Source organism: Erythrobacter sp. JB1-7 (assembly GCF_057365015.1).
The window spans coordinates 1,952,423-1,967,328 of the sequence record NZ_CP200291.1 but is presented as its reverse complement, the minus strand read 5'-3'; the positions used below and the strand labels follow the sequence as shown (position 1 = coordinate 1,967,328).

Annotated in this window: 13 protein-coding genes; 10 read left to right on the top strand and 3 right to left on the bottom strand. The window is 60.0% G+C overall.

Annotated features, from left to right (window positions below):
- Window positions 1–11: 11 nt before the first annotated feature.
- A complete protein-coding gene (locus AC0V6W_RS09570) occupies window positions 12–419 on the bottom strand; it encodes an acyl-CoA thioesterase (RefSeq protein ID WP_486149430.1) in 408 nt (135 codons plus the stop codon).
- On the bottom strand, window positions 416–2,644 hold the full coding sequence (locus AC0V6W_RS09565; RefSeq protein ID WP_486149428.1) for a S9 family peptidase: 2,229 nt from the start codon (window positions 2,642–2,644) through the stop codon (window positions 416–418). Before AC0V6W_RS09565 ends, AC0V6W_RS09570 begins: the two co-directional genes overlap by 4 nt.
- A gap of 110 nt (window positions 2,645–2,754) precedes the next feature.
- On the opposite strand from AC0V6W_RS09565, the gene AC0V6W_RS09560 reads away from it, so the two are divergent.
- The 7 genes from AC0V6W_RS09560 to AC0V6W_RS09530 all read left to right on the top strand — a co-directional run bounded on the left by AC0V6W_RS09560 (window position 2,755) and on the right by AC0V6W_RS09530 (window position 10,191).
- Window positions 2,755–4,569, top strand: a complete 1,815-nt coding sequence (locus AC0V6W_RS09560; protein WP_486149426.1) for an aminopeptidase P family protein — start codon at window positions 2,755–2,757, stop codon at window positions 4,567–4,569.
- A 170-nt stretch (window positions 4,570–4,739) separates the two neighbouring features.
- Window positions 4,740–5,126, top strand: coding sequence for a VOC family protein (locus tag AC0V6W_RS09555; protein WP_486149424.1), 387 nt, complete (start codon window positions 4,740–4,742; stop codon window positions 5,124–5,126).
- An 8-nt stretch (window positions 5,127–5,134) separates the two neighbouring features.
- Window positions 5,135–5,530, top strand: a complete 396-nt coding sequence (locus AC0V6W_RS09550) for a cupin (protein WP_486149422.1) — start codon at window positions 5,135–5,137, stop codon at window positions 5,528–5,530.
- 317 nt (window positions 5,531–5,847) lie between these two features.
- Window positions 5,848–6,597, top strand: coding sequence for an EF-hand domain-containing protein (locus tag AC0V6W_RS09545; RefSeq protein ID WP_486149420.1), 750 nt, complete (start codon window positions 5,848–5,850; stop codon window positions 6,595–6,597).
- A gap of 158 nt (window positions 6,598–6,755) precedes the next feature.
- Window positions 6,756–7,499 (top strand): response regulator, encoded by a 744-nt coding sequence (locus AC0V6W_RS09540; protein WP_486149418.1) that lies wholly within the window; start codon window positions 6,756–6,758, stop codon window positions 7,497–7,499.
- Window positions 7,500–7,509: 10 nt separating this feature from the next.
- The gene (locus AC0V6W_RS09535) at window positions 7,510–9,021 is read left to right on the top strand and encodes a sensor histidine kinase (RefSeq protein ID WP_486149416.1); all 1,512 of its coding nucleotides are present in this window, start codon (window positions 7,510–7,512) and stop codon (window positions 9,019–9,021) included.
- A 78-nt stretch (window positions 9,022–9,099) separates the two neighbouring features.
- A complete protein-coding gene (locus tag AC0V6W_RS09530; RefSeq protein ID WP_486149414.1) occupies window positions 9,100–10,191 on the top strand; it encodes a glutathione S-transferase family protein in 1,092 nt (363 codons plus the stop codon).
- 4 nt (window positions 10,192–10,195) lie between these two features.
- Here the strand turns inward: AC0V6W_RS09530 and AC0V6W_RS09525 are convergent, their stop codons facing one another.
- Entirely contained in the window at window positions 10,196–11,770 is a 1,575-nt protein-coding gene (locus tag AC0V6W_RS09525) for a helicase HerA-like domain-containing protein (protein ID WP_486149412.1), read from the bottom strand.
- 103 nt (window positions 11,771–11,873) lie between these two features.
- On the opposite strand from AC0V6W_RS09525, the gene pabB reads away from it, so the two are divergent.
- From pabB to arfB, 3 genes are read left to right on the top strand one after another with little or no spacing between them, the layout of a single operon-like run.
- Window positions 11,874–13,703: an aminodeoxychorismate synthase component I gene (gene pabB, locus AC0V6W_RS09520; RefSeq protein ID WP_486149410.1), complete on the top strand. Its 1,830-nt coding sequence runs from the start codon at window positions 11,874–11,876 to the stop codon at window positions 13,701–13,703.
- Window positions 13,700–14,494: an RluA family pseudouridine synthase gene (locus AC0V6W_RS09515; protein WP_486149408.1), complete on the top strand. Its 795-nt coding sequence runs from the start codon at window positions 13,700–13,702 to the stop codon at window positions 14,492–14,494. Before pabB ends, AC0V6W_RS09515 begins: the two co-directional genes overlap by 4 nt.
- Window positions 14,484–14,900 carry an alternative ribosome rescue aminoacyl-tRNA hydrolase ArfB gene (gene arfB, locus AC0V6W_RS09510; protein ID WP_486149406.1) on the top strand — a complete coding sequence of 139 codons (417 nt, stop codon included), beginning with the start codon at window positions 14,484–14,486 and terminating at the stop codon, window positions 14,898–14,900. The genes AC0V6W_RS09515 and arfB overlap by 11 nt, the downstream gene beginning before the upstream one ends.
- Window positions 14,901–14,906: the final 6 nt, after the last annotated feature.

Here is a 14,906-nt window from a genome sequence, read left to right as displayed (position 1 = left end):
GCCGCCGGTCCTCACTTTTCGCTTCGAAACGGCTCCAAAACCTCTGGCCGCACCCGCGCCAGCCGCTGGCTTTCCTTGTCGAGCATTGCCCATGTGGTTTGCGCAGACACCAGCACTTTGCCGGCCTCATCCGTGAACTCGGCAAACCGTACGGATTTTGCCCCGCGCGCCCCGTCCGGGATCCACGTTGAACCCAACGCGCTTTGCCCGCTGGCGATATTGCCGCGATAATCAATCTCGTGCCGGATCACGACCCAGAAGAACTGTTCGTGATCTTGCGGGCGCGCGGCGGCATCCCAATGCGCGGTGGCGATATCCTGTATCCATCCCGCCCACACCGTGTTGTTAACGTGGCCAAGCTCATCAATATGATGAGGCTCAGCCACGAAGGTTTTGGTGAAACGCGCCGCCTCGCTCACTCGGACGCTGGCTCTCTATCTGTCTCAACGGTATCGCCCATACCCATCTGCCACAGGATAAAGTTGAATTCCTCAGCCGTTTCATAAAGCGAATTCCACCGGCCCGATTTGCCGCCATGCCCTGCGCCCATATTGGTTTTAAGCAGCAGGATATTGTCGTCGGTTTTGGTATCGCGCAGCTTGGCCACCCATTTGGCAGGCTCCCAATAGGTGACGCGCGGATCATTCAAACCGGCGGTGACCAGCATGGGCGGATAATCCTGCGCTTTGACCTGATCATAGGGCGAATAGGACAGGATATAGGCAAAGGCCTGTTTGTCGGTGATCGGATTGCCCCATTCCTGCCATTCGCCCGGTGTCAGCGGCAGGTCTTTGTTGAGCATGGTATTCAGCACATCGACAAACGGCACATGCGCAACAATTGCGCCATATTGCGCGGGGTCTTGATTGACGATTGCGCCCATCAATTCGCCGCCCGCCGATCCGCCGCTCGCGGTGACTTTGCCTTCCTCGGTGTATCCCTTGGCGATCAGGCCGCGTCCGACATCGACAAAATCGTTAAACGTGTTGGTGCGTTCATTCAGCTTGCCTTGCAGATACCAGCGCCGCCCCAGATCATCGCCGCCCCGGATATGCGCAATCGCATAGGCAAAGCCGCGATCAACGAGGCTCAACCGTGTGGTCGAAAAGCCGGGCGGAACCGCATAGCCATAGGCGCCGTAAGCATAAAGATGCAGCGGGCCGCCCTCCCCGCCGTTCAATTGGTCGCGGTCTTTGCGATAGACCACGCTGACAGGCACCATCGTGCCATCGCGCGCTTCTATTTCCAGCCGCTCGGTCACATACAGGCTGGCGTCATATCCGCTTGGAATCTCCTGCTGTTTCAGTTTGGTAAGGCTGCCCGATGCGACATCATAATCATAGACAGTGTCAGGCGTGACCATGCTTTCATAAGTCAGGCGCAGCGCGGTTTGATCATATTCGGGATTGTTCGACAGGCCTGCGTTATAGCTCGCTTCGGGAAAGGCGATAGGGGTAGTCCGCTCTAGGTCGTCGTAATAGCGAAGCTCGATTTGATCGAGCCCCTTCTCGCGCCCCTCTATAACGAAGAAATCGTTGAACAGATCAAAACCCGTCAGATAAAAATCATCAGCGCCGCCGATCACCGTTTCCCATTCGCCCGGCGCATCCAGCGGCGCTTTGGCCAGGCGGAAATTGATGTGATCGTCGTTGGTGTGCACCCACAATTCGCCATCGCGAATATCGACGCTGTATTCGGTGCCTTTCTGGCGCGCCTTCACCAGCACGGGCGCCGCGGTTGGATTGTCGGCAGGCACAAACCGCACTTCGCTCGTTTCATTATCGCCTGTGGCAATGATGAGGTAATCTTCCTGCGCGGTAAGCCCCGCGCCCACGCCAAAGCTTTGGTCCTCTTCTTTGTAAAGCGTCACATCCTCTTCGAGCCCCGTGCCGATCACGTGCAATTTGGCTTCCAATGTGCGCCATTGCTCGGTCGATGGGCCATAGACGAGCGCAGTGTCATTCATCACCCATGTCAGCCCGCCGCGCAGGTTGGGAATTTCATCGGCGAGCATTTCGCCGGTTTCCAAATCCTTGATAACGGCCTTGTAACGCTCTGACCCATTGGTGTCGGTCGAATAGGCCATGAACCGGCCATTTTTGCTGATCGCAACCGCGCCGAGGCGGAAATATTCCAGATCGCCAGCCAGCGCGTTTTCATCGAGGATCAACGTGCCAGCCGCATCCGAAGCCGCGCCCACTGGTTTGCGGTAATGTTTGCGATATTGCTCGCCTTCGTCAAATTCGGACCAGTAAAGGTAATCGCCGCGCCGCTGAGGCACCGTGCTGTCATCTTCCTTGATCCGCGCGCGCATTTCGGTGAACAGCGCCTCGGTCACCGCCTCGCGTTCGCCCATTTGCGCTTCGAACCAGGCGTTCTCAGCCTTGACGTAATCGAGAACGTCTTCGTCATCGATGGTCGGATAGCTTTTGTCATAGAGCCAGTCATACGGATCGCTGATTGTGATGCCGTGATGGGTATAGCTGTGCTCGCGCTTTTCAGCGGTGGGCGGGGATGTCGGGATGGCATCAGATGGCGTTGTCACGCTGGGCATATCCTCTTGAGTGGTGTTGTTGGCGGCAAGCGCAGGCGCAAGGGCCAGCGCGGCTGAAGCGATAAGTAGGGCTGGAATGGCGGTTTTCATCAGAAGCAATCCTTAGGGTCAGGATGGACAGCGCTGGAAAGCGCGCAATGGTAAGCTTATATGCGCCGTGTAACCCGAAAGCTGCGCACCGCAAGTCAAGGATCGATCATATGTTGATGCAAACCCACGAAGCCCGATTGAAAGCTCTTCGCGAAGAGCTGAAAAAGCGCGATTTGGCAGGCTTTGTCATTCCCATTTCGGATGAGCATATGAGCGAATATGTCGGCGAATACGCGCAGCGGCTGGAATGGTTGACAGGTTTTGGCGGATCAGCTGGCTTTGCCGCGGTCACGCTGACCCATGCCGCGATTTTCGTTGATGGGCGCTATACGGTGCAAGTGCGCGATCAGGTGGATGGCAATCTGTTCGATTATCGCAGCGTGCCCGGCGATACTTTGGCAGGCTGGCTGAAAGAGGTCGCGCAAAGCGGCGAAAAAATCGCTTATGATCCCTGGCTGCACACCGCCAAATGGGCAAGCGGGCTGGAGCGCGCTTTGGGCAAAGACGGGATTGAGCTGGTGCCAGCTGACACCAATCCGCTCGACGCAGTGTGGGCCGATCAGCCCGCGCCATCTGATGCGCAGGCTTTCGTGCATGAAAATGATCTGGCGGGGCAGTCTTCAGCGGAAAAACGCGCCGCGATTGCCGATTGGCTGGCGCGCGAGGGGCATGATGCGGTGGTGATCCCGGCGCTCGATTCCATTGCATGGCTGCTCAATATGCGCGGGCAGGATGTCGCGCATACGCCTGTCGCCTTGTCCTATGTGATCGCGCATAAAGATGGCCGCGCGCAGCTTTACATCGCTCCGGAAAAAGTGACGCCTGAACTCACTCAGCATCTGGGCAATGCGGTCGAGATCAAGCCGCGCAGCGCATTTCAAAGCGCGCTTGCAGACCTTGCAGGAAAATCGGTGAGTGTGGACCCCGATTACGGCGTGGCCGCGATTGCGCAGGGCCTTAAGGCGGCGGGCGCGAAAGTTGCGCTCAAACAAGACCCGACTGTGCTGGCCAAAGCGATCAAGAACGAGGCAGAAATCGCCGGCCACCGCGATGCGCAGGCGCGCGATGGGGCAGCGGTTGCGCGGTTCCTGCGCTGGCTTGAGGAAACCGCGCCATCAGGCGCAATCGACGAACTGGCAGCAGCGGCAAAACTCGAAGGGTTCAGGCGCGAACATGGCGATTTGCGCGATACATCCTTCGACACCATCTCCGCAGCCGCAGGCCACGCCGCGCTGCCGCATTACAAAGTGGATGAGGACAGCAATATCCCGATCCCTCCTGGCTCGATTTATCTGGTGGATTCGGGCGGCCAATATCCCGCAGGCACCACCGATATCACCCGCACCGTGTGGATCGATACGCCCGGCGGCTCTGCCCCAACCCCTGAGATGAAAGACCGCAACACCCGCGTTTTGAAAGGGCATATCCAGATTGCCTGCGCGCGCTTTCCGCAGGGGACCAATGGCGGACAGCTCGATATTCTAGCGCGGCAATATCTGTGGGAAGCAGGCGTCGATTACGCGCATGGCACCGGCCACGGCGTCGGCAGCTTTCTGGGCGTTCACGAAGGGCCGCAGCGCATCGCCAAACCATCCGGCGGGCAGGCGGGCACATCGCAGGAATTGCACGCAGGCATGATCTGCTCGAACGAACCGGGCTATTACAAGCCGGACGCGTTCGGCATCCGGATCGAGAACCTTGTTCTGACAGTAGAGCGCGACATTGAGGGGGCAGAGGGCCGCTATCTTGGCTTTGACACGCTCACATTCGTGCCGCTGGATCGCCGCCTGATTGATAAAGCCCTTTTGACAGATAGCGAGATCGCGTGGGTGGATGATTACCACCGCCAGGTGCGCGATTTGCTGGTCCCGCAATTGGACGGCGATGACCGCGCTTGGGTCGAGCGGGAAACCGCCCCGCTTTAATTCGTTTATCAAGCCTCCCACCCCGCCTGCCCACCCGTCCACCAAATCCTGACAGGTTTCATTGGTGGAGGGGCCGGGTGGGAGCTCTGAACCATAACACAATTGCACCCATGCTGATGTTCCTGTAATGTTCCTTTATTGCGAGTCGCAAACCACAGGGAGGATTACCGATGATCGGCTATGTTACTTTGGGAACCAATGACTTGCCCCGCGCCGCTGCGTTTTACGACGCTGTTGCAGGCGCCATGGGCTATGGCCGTATGATGGAAGAGGGCGAATTTATCGCCTGGGGCAGTTTTGAAGACGGCACGGCGGGCATTGCCGCTACAAAGCCGTTCAATGATGAACCCGCCAGCGTCGGCAATGGCGTGATGGCTGCTCTTATGGTGGCAGACCCTGATAAAGTGAAAGAGGTCTATGACGTCGCCATCGCCCAAGGCGGCAGCGACGAAGGCGCGCCGGGACCGCGCGGCGATGATGGCTTTTACGCAGGCTACTTCCGCGATCCCGATGGCAACAAATTGAACGTGTTCTGCATGGTCCCTCCTGCTGAGTGAGACGCGGGATGACCGCGCATAAACTCGCCGATAGCTTCGTGCATCTTGGCCTTGGCGCGTCCGCCATTGCCCAGCCGCCTTTTACCGGAATGGATTGGTATGAAGGATACGGCGCGCGCCACGGCGATGACGGGGCCGAAGGGCGGCTGGTGTCGCAATACACCTTCGCGGAAAACTGGGACGTGTGGGAAATGCACCCTGCCGGCAGCGAAGTTGTGATCTGCACAGCAGGCGCGATGACGCTTATTCAGGAAAGCGCCGACGGTTCACGCACCTCGGTGCCATTGAAATCTGGCGAATATGCGATCAATCCCCCCGGCGTGTGGCACACCGCTGATGTTGAAAGCGAAGCGACCGCGATCTTTATCACCGCAGGCGAAGGCACACAGCACCGCCCGCGCTGACCCGCTTTCGCTCTACGAAGCTGCCCGCGCGCCGCCCATTACCCGCCCGCGCCTGCGCAATACTTGCGCCCGCCTGAACGCGGCTGTCTGCCTGATACAATCCGCGACACAATAGCCCGCGCGCGGCATAATTGTGCGACATAGCGCGTGTAGACCATCTGTCATGAGCTGCGGTGAGAACGCTTCTGGCAATGCTCCCCTCCTGCGATCCAAAGGCTGATCTGCCCTCCCCCTTTGGGCGCCAAGCCTGATCGCTTTCCGGTTGCGTTTTTTGCCGCAGCTCTTTTGATGAACATGAACACCTGTAAGGAACCCCCATGCGTAAACTCACAATAACTCTCACCGCTTCTGCCTTGATGCTGGGCGGCGGGGCTATTGCCCTCGCTGCTAACCAAGCTGGCGATCGCGGCATCATGAAAGCCGATAGCAACAGCGACGGCGCGATCACTCTGGCCGAGGCCAAAGCGCACAGCGATGAGCGCTTTGCCAAGCTCGACGCGAACAATGATGGCGTGCTCAATATGGAAGACCGCAAAGCCAAACGCTCAGAACGCTTTGCCGCGGCTGACACCGACGGCAATGGCGAACTGACCCTTGAAGAAATGACGGCCGCCCGCGAGGCACGCAAAGCGCAGCGCGCTGATACCAATGCCGAACGGCGCGCGGCCCGGTTTGCCCGGCTCGATCAGGACGGCTCTGGCGGGATCAGCGAAGCGGAAATGATGGCCGCACAAGATGCTCGCGGTGACAAACGCGGCGGCAAAGGCGAAGCACGCAAAGGCCGGCGCGGCGGGCGCGGGGATCGCGCCATGCGCATGATGGCGCGCGCGGACACCAATGGCGATAAAGCGATTTCGCGCGCTGAATTCGATGCCTCTGTCGAAGCCCGCTTTGCCCGTCTTGATGCCGACAAGTCCGGCACAGTCACAGCCGAAGAACACGCCGCCGCCCGCGAGGAGCGCATGGCAAAGCGCGAGGCGCGCGGAGATATGCGCGGCGAAAGGCGCGGTGAGCGCCGGGGTGATAGGCGCGGTGAGGAGGCCAGCGATCGTCAAAGCGCCCAATAACCGCGCCAGATAATTGGCAAACCGATCCGGCCGCGAATCTCTCCCCCGCGCGGCCGGATCACCCTTTTCTCATACCCGGCAAACCTTGCCAGCAGCGCTCTCGCCTTCCATGAAACCTGACACCAGCTCATGCGCCCCACACCAATCACTGACCGATTATGACCGAAACCGCCCAAACCCGCGTCCTGCTTGTCGATGATGAAGCCACCTTGCGCGAACCGCTCGCCGATTACCTTACGGGGCAAGGTTTTGCCGTGACCCAAATGGAAAGCGCCGCCGCGGCCCGCGCGCATCTGGCCGGCAACACGCCCGATATCGTGCTGCTCGATATTATGATGCCGGGCGAAGATGGATTGTCATTCTGCCGCCATCTGGTCGAAACCCAAAAACTGCCCGTCATCTTTTTGACCGCGCGCGCAGAGGCAACTGACCGGATCGTCGGGCTCGAACTGGGCGCGGATGATTACATCACCAAACCGTTCGAGCCGCGCGAGCTGGTCGCGCGCATCCGCACGGTTTTGCGCCGCGCCGCTCGCGCGCCATCACCCCAGCAAGAGGCCGAGGATTGGCATTACCTGTTCGAAGGCTGGCAGCTTGATCCCCTGAAACGCAAATTGACCGATCCCAGCGGTGTCACGGTCCCCATTTCAACGGCTGAATTTCGCCTGCTGCGCGTCTTTCTTGATAGCCCGCGCAGCGTGCTGGATCGCGACATGCTGCTTGACCGGGTGCAGGGGCGCACCGCGCATCTGTTTGACCGCGCGGTCGATAATCAGGTGAGCCGCCTGCGCCGCAAGATCGAGACCGACAGCCGCAACCCGCATTTCATCCAGACCGTGCGCGGCGGGGGATACCGCTTCGCCGCCAGCGTGACGCGCGCGCCGGCTGAGGATCGGGGCTGAGCTGGCTGCGGTGAAACGCCTCCTTCCCTCCAGCCTTTTGGGCCAGGTGATGACGGTGCTCGCCATTGGGCTGCTGGCGGCGCAGATCATTTCGGCTGTCCTGCTGTATCAGGCATCCGAGCAGCGCCGCGATGCAGCGCTTGTCAATTCGCTCGCTTTCCGGGTGATCGGCGCACTTGCGCGAACCGAGGAAGCAAGCGAGCAGCAGGACCGGCGAGCTGGGCGAAACCGCGATGGCAGACGTGATCGTGCAGGCGGCACGGATGCGCGGCCAACGCCTCCTCCCGGTGCAAGGCCCCCTGGCCGGCCTTTCGCGATGCGAGTGGAGCGCAGCAATAGGCTGGCAATATCTGCAGGCGAACCGCGTCTTACCGATTATGAAACCGCCTTGCGCGGTGTGCTCGAAGGGCAGGGCGTCACTGTTGGCGAGATTGCCGTAACGCAGCGATTGGCGGGGGCCGATCCGTTCGTCCAGCGCATGATGGATCGCCGCCCGCGTCTGAGCGCCCGTCAGCCCGATTGGGAAAATCGCCGCATCCTTGTTGCCGCGATAGAGCGTGCAGATGCGCCCGGATGGCTGACCGTGCGCGTGGCTGAGCCCAAACGCTCTGGGCAAGGTCCGTTTGTCATCGCGTTTCAAACGCTGGTGATTTTTGCAGTGCTGGTGGCGCTGTTATACGCAGTGCTCAGGCGGATCACCCAGCCTTTGGCGCAGCTGACGAGGCGCGTGAGCGATTTTTCCGCTCACCCTGACCGCGCTGTGAAATTGGCGGAAACCGGACCGTCCGACACGCGCCGATTGATCGCGGCGCACAACGCCATGGAAGCCCGCGTGGCCGCTTTGCTCGATGAAAAAGACGTGATGCTGGGCGCGATTGGGCACGATCTCAAAACGCCTCTGGCAGCGCTTAGGGTGCGGATTGAAAGCGTGCCCGATGATTGCCAGCGCACCCGCATGGCGCAATCGATCGAGGATATCACCGCAACGCTCGATGACATCTTATCGCTCGCGCGGATCGGGCACGGCGCGCCTGCGCCAGAAGCCACCGATGTGAGCGCGCTTGCCACCAGCGTGGTGGAGGAGTTTGAAGATTTGGACGAGCCGGTTTCGATTGCCGATCATCCCGGCGCCGATCAACCCCGCCTGGTCGCCCCGCTGCACGTCACCTGGGCAAAGCGCGCGCTGCGCAATCTGATCGCCAATGCGGTGCGTTATGGTGAGCGGGCCGATGTCACTGTGTTCGAAGAAGACGGGCACGCGGTTTTGCGCGTCGAAGATTACGGGCCGGGCATCCCGAAAGAAAACATCGCCGCCATGCTCGAACCTTTCGCGCGCGGCGAGGCATCGCGCAACCGCGCAACTGGCGGCACAGGGCTGGGCCTGACGCTGGCGCGCGCCATCGCGGATCAGCATGGCGGGAAATTGGTGTTATCCAATCTGAGCGATTTGAGCGATGAGAGCGATGCAAACGGAGCGAGTAACCGGACAGGCCTGCGCGCCGAACTCCATCTGCCGCTTTGAACATCAAGTATGAACATCAAGACCGTGCGGCCAAAAGAACGTGCAGCCTGCACACCTATTTAAGTCGGAGAGACAAGTATGAGCGTTACACTTTACGGCGCGCCCCCGTCGCTGTTTTCCGGAAAAGCGCGCGCTTATCTCGATTGGAAAGGCGTGGATTACACCGAAAAACTGCCATCAGATGCGCGGTTTCAATCAGACATCGTGCCCGCCATTGGCCGCCAGATAATCCCGGTGGTTGAGCTGGATGATGGCGCTTTGCTGCAAGATACAAGCCTCATCATTGACCATTTCGAAGCGGCTGTGCCGGGGCCATCGGTCTACCCCGCGACGGCCCGCCAGAAACTTGCCGCTTTGCTGCTGGAAACCTTTGGCGATGAATGGCTGGTGATCCCGGCCATGCATTACCGCTGGCATTATAATGAGGAATGGATTTACGCAGAGTTCGGCAAGACCGCTCTGCCCGGTGCTGCACGGGAAGAACAATATGCCGCCGGAAAAGCGCGCGGCGCGATGTTCAAAGGGTTTGTCCCTATGCTGGGGATCAATCCTGTCACGATCCCTGCGATTGAGCGATCTTACGAAACGCTGCTGGGCGATCTCAACACCCATTTTGCGCAGCGCCCGTTCCTGTTTGGCACCCGGCCAAGCATTGGCGATTACGGCCTTATCGGCCCGCTTTACGCGCACAATTATCGCGATCCCAAAAGCGGCGAAATGATGCGCCGCCTTGCGCCGGAGGTTGCCAGGTGGGTGGAGCGAATGATCGCGCCCACGCCGCTATCCGGCGATTTTCTGGAAGAGGACGCGGTGCCGGGTCCAGTAATGAATGTGCTGCGCCGGATGATGGCAGAACAATTGCCCTATCTTGCGAAAACCGCCGCGATGCTGGGGGATTGGGCAAGCGCGAACCCGCGCGGCGAATTGCCCCGCGCACTGGGCATGACATCTTTCACCATAGAAGGCGTAACCGGCGAGCGCGCAGCGCTTCCCTTTGGGCTGTGGATGCTCCAGCGCGCGCTGGATTATCTTGGCTCGCTATCCGGGGATGGGCGCGCACGGTGCGAGGCGATGCTTCGCGCATGCGGCGGCGATGATCTTATCGCTTTTGAAATGCCCGTGCGCCTGACATATGAAAACCACACGCTTGGCGTGGCGGATCAGGCCTAGCCGCTCACCGCATCAGCCCGCCGATCAGATTGCGCACAAACCGCCCGGCAATTGGCCCTGCCAGATCGGTCGCGATGGAGCCTGCTGCCGATGTGATGCCCGATGCGACCGGATTGGCGCGCGATTTCTTGCCCAAAACTGCCGCCGCTGCTGCGCCCGCCATGCCGCCTGCGGCAACCTTTGTGCCGCGTCCCAGAGCCTTTTCCCACATTGATTTCGTCTTGCGCGGGCGTTTGCGCACTTCTTCTTCGCCCTTGTCGGCGACCTCTTTCGCGGTTTCAGCGGCATCGGCGGTTTTGGCGGCGAGCACTTCTTCTGCGCTTTCGCGGTCCACCGCTTCATCATATTTGCCTTCGAACGGGCTGATCGACTGAATGATCGCGCGTTCCTTGGCTGTCACCGGGCCAAGGCGCGAACGCGGCGGTTTGATCAAAGTGCGCTGCACGATTGTCGGCGCACCTTCTTCATCAAGCGTTGAGACCAGCGCCTCGCCCACTTTCAGCTCAGTGATGACTTCTTCGGTGTCGAGATCCTCGTTGATGCGGAACGTTTCTGCTGCCGCCTTGATTGCGCGCTGATCGCGTTTGGTGAACGCGCGCAAAGCGTGCTGGACGCGGTTGCCCAATTGGCCGGCCACCTCTTCGGGAATGTCGATCGGGTTTTGCGTCACGAAATACACGCCCACGCCTTTCGACCGGATCAGGCGCACGACCTGCTCAATCTTGTCCTGCAAAGCTTTGGGTGCATCATCAAACAGCAGATGCGCTTCATCGAAAAAGAAAACGAGGCTGGGTTTTTCCGGGTCGCCGACTTCGGGCAGGCTTTCGAACAATTCAGCCAGCAGCCACAGCAGGAATGTCGCATACAGTTTGGGCGAGCGCATCAGCTCATCAGCGGCCAGCACATTCACATATCCGCGGCCCGTATCATCAACTTGCAAAAAGTCGTCAATTTCCAGAGCTGGTTCGCCAAAGAAGAAATCCGCGCCCTGGCTTTCGAAACTGAGCAATTGCCGCTGGATCGCGCCAACCGATTGCTTGGAAACATTGCCATAGACACCCGAAAGCTCTTTGGAATTTTCATAGGCCCATTGCAGCAGGCTGGTAAGATCGCCGAAATCGAGCAGCAGCAGGCCGTTTTCATCGGCATGCTTGAACACAATCTGCAGCACACCTTCCTGCGTATTGTTGAGATCAAGCAGGCGCGCCAATAATAGCGGCCCCATTTCGGATATCGTGGTGCGGATGGGATGGCCCTGTTTGCCGAACAGATCCCAGAAAATCACTGGATTATCAGAGTATTCGTAATCCTCCATGGCCAATTCCTTGGCCCGCGCTTCCAGCTTGTCGGCATGTTTGAACTTGGGGCTTCCCGGCATCGCAATGCCGGACAGATCGCCTTTCACATCGGCCACAAACACCGGCACGCCTTGCGCAGAAAAGCTTTCAGCAAGACCTTGAAGGGTGACCGTTTTGCCCGTGCCCGTCGCCCCTGCAATCAGGCCGTGCCGGTTCGCGCGCGACAAGGCCAGATTTTGATTTTCGCCATTGCCGCCAAGGCCCAGAAAGATATCGCTCATAACCGCCCAAATTCCTCAATCGTGTTCGGGTAAGGTTAGTGAAGAGCCGAAGCGGAGCGGTCAAGCTCTCGACTTGGACGCAGCATCCGCTAAGGCAGAATGCATGGGTTCGGGACTGCCAGATACACTCTCTAATGCGCCGTTCGTGCTGCTTGATGATGCGCGCGGCGAAGGCGCTGCCGATGCCCTGTTATACGAAGCGCCCGCGCGGGTTTTCACCGCGCACCGCGCTGCCGATGTGACCGGCGCGCTTGATGCGGCCCGCGCTGGCGCGGCCGGTGGCGGACATCTGGCAGGCTATATCGCGTATGAAGCGGGCCTTGCGCTTGAGCCGAAATTGCACGCTTTGGCAGATGCGCGCACCGGGGCGGCGGGGCCGCTTGTGTGGCTTGGCCTGTTTGAAGATGACCCTGTGCGCATTCCCGCTGACAAGGTGCCTGATTGGCTGGCGCAGCGCCGATGCGGCGCGGCCTCTATCGGTCCGCTTGATCCGCAATTGTCGCCCGGCGGATATGCGGCCGCGTTTGAAACACTGCGCAGCGCCATTCACGCAGGCGATATCTATCAGGCCAATCTGACCTATCCGCTTGCAGGCTCTTACAAAGGCGATCCGGTTGGCCTGTATGCCGATCTGCGCGCATCCGCCAGCGCGGGTTATGGCGGCATGCTGTTTGATGGCGCGCACTGGCTGCTGAGTTTTTCGCCAGAGCTGTTCGCGGCGCTGGACGGACAAAACGCCAAGGTCAAACCGATGAAAGGCACGCGCCCGCGCATGGCGGACCCGCAGGCAGATATAGCTATGGCTGAGGAGCTTGCCAGCTCAGCCAAGGACCGCGCGGAAAACCTGATGATCGTGGACCTGATGCGCAATGACCTGTCGCGCGTCGCGGTGCCGGGCAGCGTTGCGGTGGATGCCCCTTTCGCGATTGAGAGCTATCCCACGGTGCACCAAATGGTCTCCACCGTGCGCGCGGTTTTGGCACCCGGATGCAGCGCAGCCGATCTGGTGCGCGCCTTGTTTCCGTGCGGTTCGATCACGGGCGCGCCCAAAATTCGCAGTATGGAGCTTATTGACACTGCCGAACGCGATGCGCGCGGGGCCTATTGCGGGGCGATTGGCCGGATCAGCGCAGACGGCGATGCCGCGTTCAATGTCGCGATAAGAACGCTGCGGCTAACCCCTGTCGAAAACGAAACCGGCACCGCAGTGCTGGGGGTCGGATCTGCGATTGTGGCGGATAGCGATGCGCATGATGAACGCCGCGAATGCGAAGTGAAAGCGGGCTTTGCGCGGCGCATGGGGGCAGATTTTCCCGCGCCGCAATGCGATTTGATCGAAACCATGCGGTTTGAACCGGAAACGGGGATAGCGCATCTCGATCTGCATCTTGCCCGGATGAAACGCAGCGCGGCGCAATTGGGGTTTGAATTTGATTCCCACAGCGCGCGCAATCAAATTCAGGCTTTGTGTTTTGAACTGGAAAGCCCGGCAAAATTGCGGCTGCTCACCGCGCGCAGCGGCGCGATTGCGCTTGAGGCCGGGCCTTTGCCCACTTCCTTTGACGCGCCTGTTCCTGTGGCAGCCCTGCCAAACCCGGTCGCGCCCAGCGATTGGCGCCTTGCGCACAAAACATCGGATCGCGGATTTTACGAGGACGCTTTGAAAGCGGCCCGCACATATGGCGCAAAAGAGGCGGTTCTGGTGCGCGCCGATGGCTTGGTGACAGAGGGAACTTTCACCAATATCTTTGTAGAGCGGGATAGCAAATTGCTGACCCCTCCTGCCGCATTGGGGCTGCTGCCCGGCATTTTGCGCGAAGATTTGATCGCGCAGGGCCGCGCGCAGGAGGCCGAATTGACGCTGGATGATCTGGCAAATGGATTTCTCATCGGCAACGCTCTGCGCGGCCTTTCAAAGGCAGCACTGATATGACGATACCCATCCTGTTCGAAGACGGCGAAGCGCTGGTGATTGATAAGCCAGCAGGCCTTCCGGTTGATCGCCCCCGGCGCGGCGGGGAATGTCTGGACGATCATCTGGACGCCCTCAAACTGGGTTTTCAGCGCCGCCCCACCGCTGTCCACCGGCTCGATACCGATACCAGCGGCTGCCTGTTATTGGCGCGCAATCCCAAATCTCTCAAACGGTTCAACAAAGCGTTTGAGGATCGGCTGGTGGGCAAAACCTATCTGGCAGTGCTCGATATGGAACCGGCTCAGCAATCGGGCACGATTGAGCTGGCGCTGTCCAAAATCAGCTCGGCAGAAAAAGGCTGGCGGATGATTGCGGCCAAAAAGGGCAAAGCTGCGATATCGCATTGGGAGCTGCTCCAAGTGATCGGCGAAGGGGAGCGTAAACGCTCGCTCATCCGGTTCCGTCCCGAAACGGGCCGCACGCACCAATTGCGGGTTCATGCCTTGCAGGGCCTTGGCGCGCCTTTGCTGGGTGATCCCGTTTATGGCCCGGTGCGCGGACAAAACAAAGGCGCACCGCGCACGATGCTGCATGCTGAAACGATCACGGTTGAACGCGCGGGCAAGCCTGCGATCACCGCCTTTGCGCCGTTTCACGAAGATTTCGTGCGCGCAGGATTAACCGCGCCCGCAGCCCCTGATCTTGCGCCTGAACTTGCGCCTGAAGTCGCACCCGAACTCGCGCCCGCAGCTGATCCCGCAAGCGCTCCCGCTGCCGAACCCGCCTCTGGTCCGGACGATGGACAATAACCTTTTAGACCGCGCCCATGCTCTGGCGCAGGAGACGTTTCTCGCAGGATCTGGCCCCGGCGGGCAGAACGCCAACAAAGTCGCCACCGAAGTGCAGCTGCGCGTCAATATTTACGCGCTGCGCCTGCCCCCGCCCGTTTTTGCAAGACTGCGCGAACTCGCCGGATCAAAGCTGACCACCGCAGGCGATCTGCTCATCACAGCGCGCCAGCACCGCACTCAGGAAGCCAACCGTCAGGCCGCGCGCGCAAAGCTGGAAGAGCTGCTGGAGGCGGCCCACCGCCAGCCCAAACGGCGCGCCAAGACGCGAATCAACCGAGTGGGCAAAACCCAGCGGCTCAAAACCAAAAAGGCGCGCGGCGCGGTAAAGGCGAACCGCAGCAAGCCCAGCGCCAAAGATTGGTGAGCCAAA

What these genes read in the sequence shown, in the direction of transcription:
- AC0V6W_RS09550 (WP_486149422.1), top strand. Translation starts at nt 5,135, where the DNA reads ATGACCGCGCATAAACTCGCCGATAGCTTCGTGCATCTTGGCCTTGGC.
- AC0V6W_RS09560 (WP_486149426.1), top strand. Translation starts at nt 2,755, where the DNA reads ATGTTGATGCAAACCCACGAAGCCCGATTGAAAGCTCTTCGCGAAGAG.
- AC0V6W_RS09525 (WP_486149412.1), bottom strand. Translation starts at nt 11,770, where the DNA reads ATGAGCGATATCTTTCTGGGCCTTGGCGGCAATGGCGAAAATCAAAAT.
- pabB (WP_486149410.1), top strand. Translation starts at nt 11,874, where the DNA reads ATGGGTTCGGGACTGCCAGATACACTCTCTAATGCGCCGTTCGTGCTG.
- AC0V6W_RS09555 (WP_486149424.1), top strand. Translation starts at nt 4,740, where the DNA reads ATGATCGGCTATGTTACTTTGGGAACCAATGACTTGCCCCGCGCCGCT.
- arfB (WP_486149406.1), top strand. Translation starts at nt 14,484, where the DNA reads ATGGACAATAACCTTTTAGACCGCGCCCATGCTCTGGCGCAGGAGACG.
- AC0V6W_RS09530 (WP_486149414.1), top strand. Translation starts at nt 9,100, where the DNA reads ATGAGCGTTACACTTTACGGCGCGCCCCCGTCGCTGTTTTCCGGAAAA.
- AC0V6W_RS09515 (WP_486149408.1), top strand. Translation starts at nt 13,700, where the DNA reads ATGACGATACCCATCCTGTTCGAAGACGGCGAAGCGCTGGTGATTGAT.
- AC0V6W_RS09545 (WP_486149420.1), top strand. Translation starts at nt 5,848, where the DNA reads ATGCGTAAACTCACAATAACTCTCACCGCTTCTGCCTTGATGCTGGGC.
- AC0V6W_RS09565 (WP_486149428.1), bottom strand. Translation starts at nt 2,644, where the DNA reads ATGAAAACCGCCATTCCAGCCCTACTTATCGCTTCAGCCGCGCTGGCC.
- AC0V6W_RS09540 (WP_486149418.1), top strand. Translation starts at nt 6,756, where the DNA reads ATGACCGAAACCGCCCAAACCCGCGTCCTGCTTGTCGATGATGAAGCC.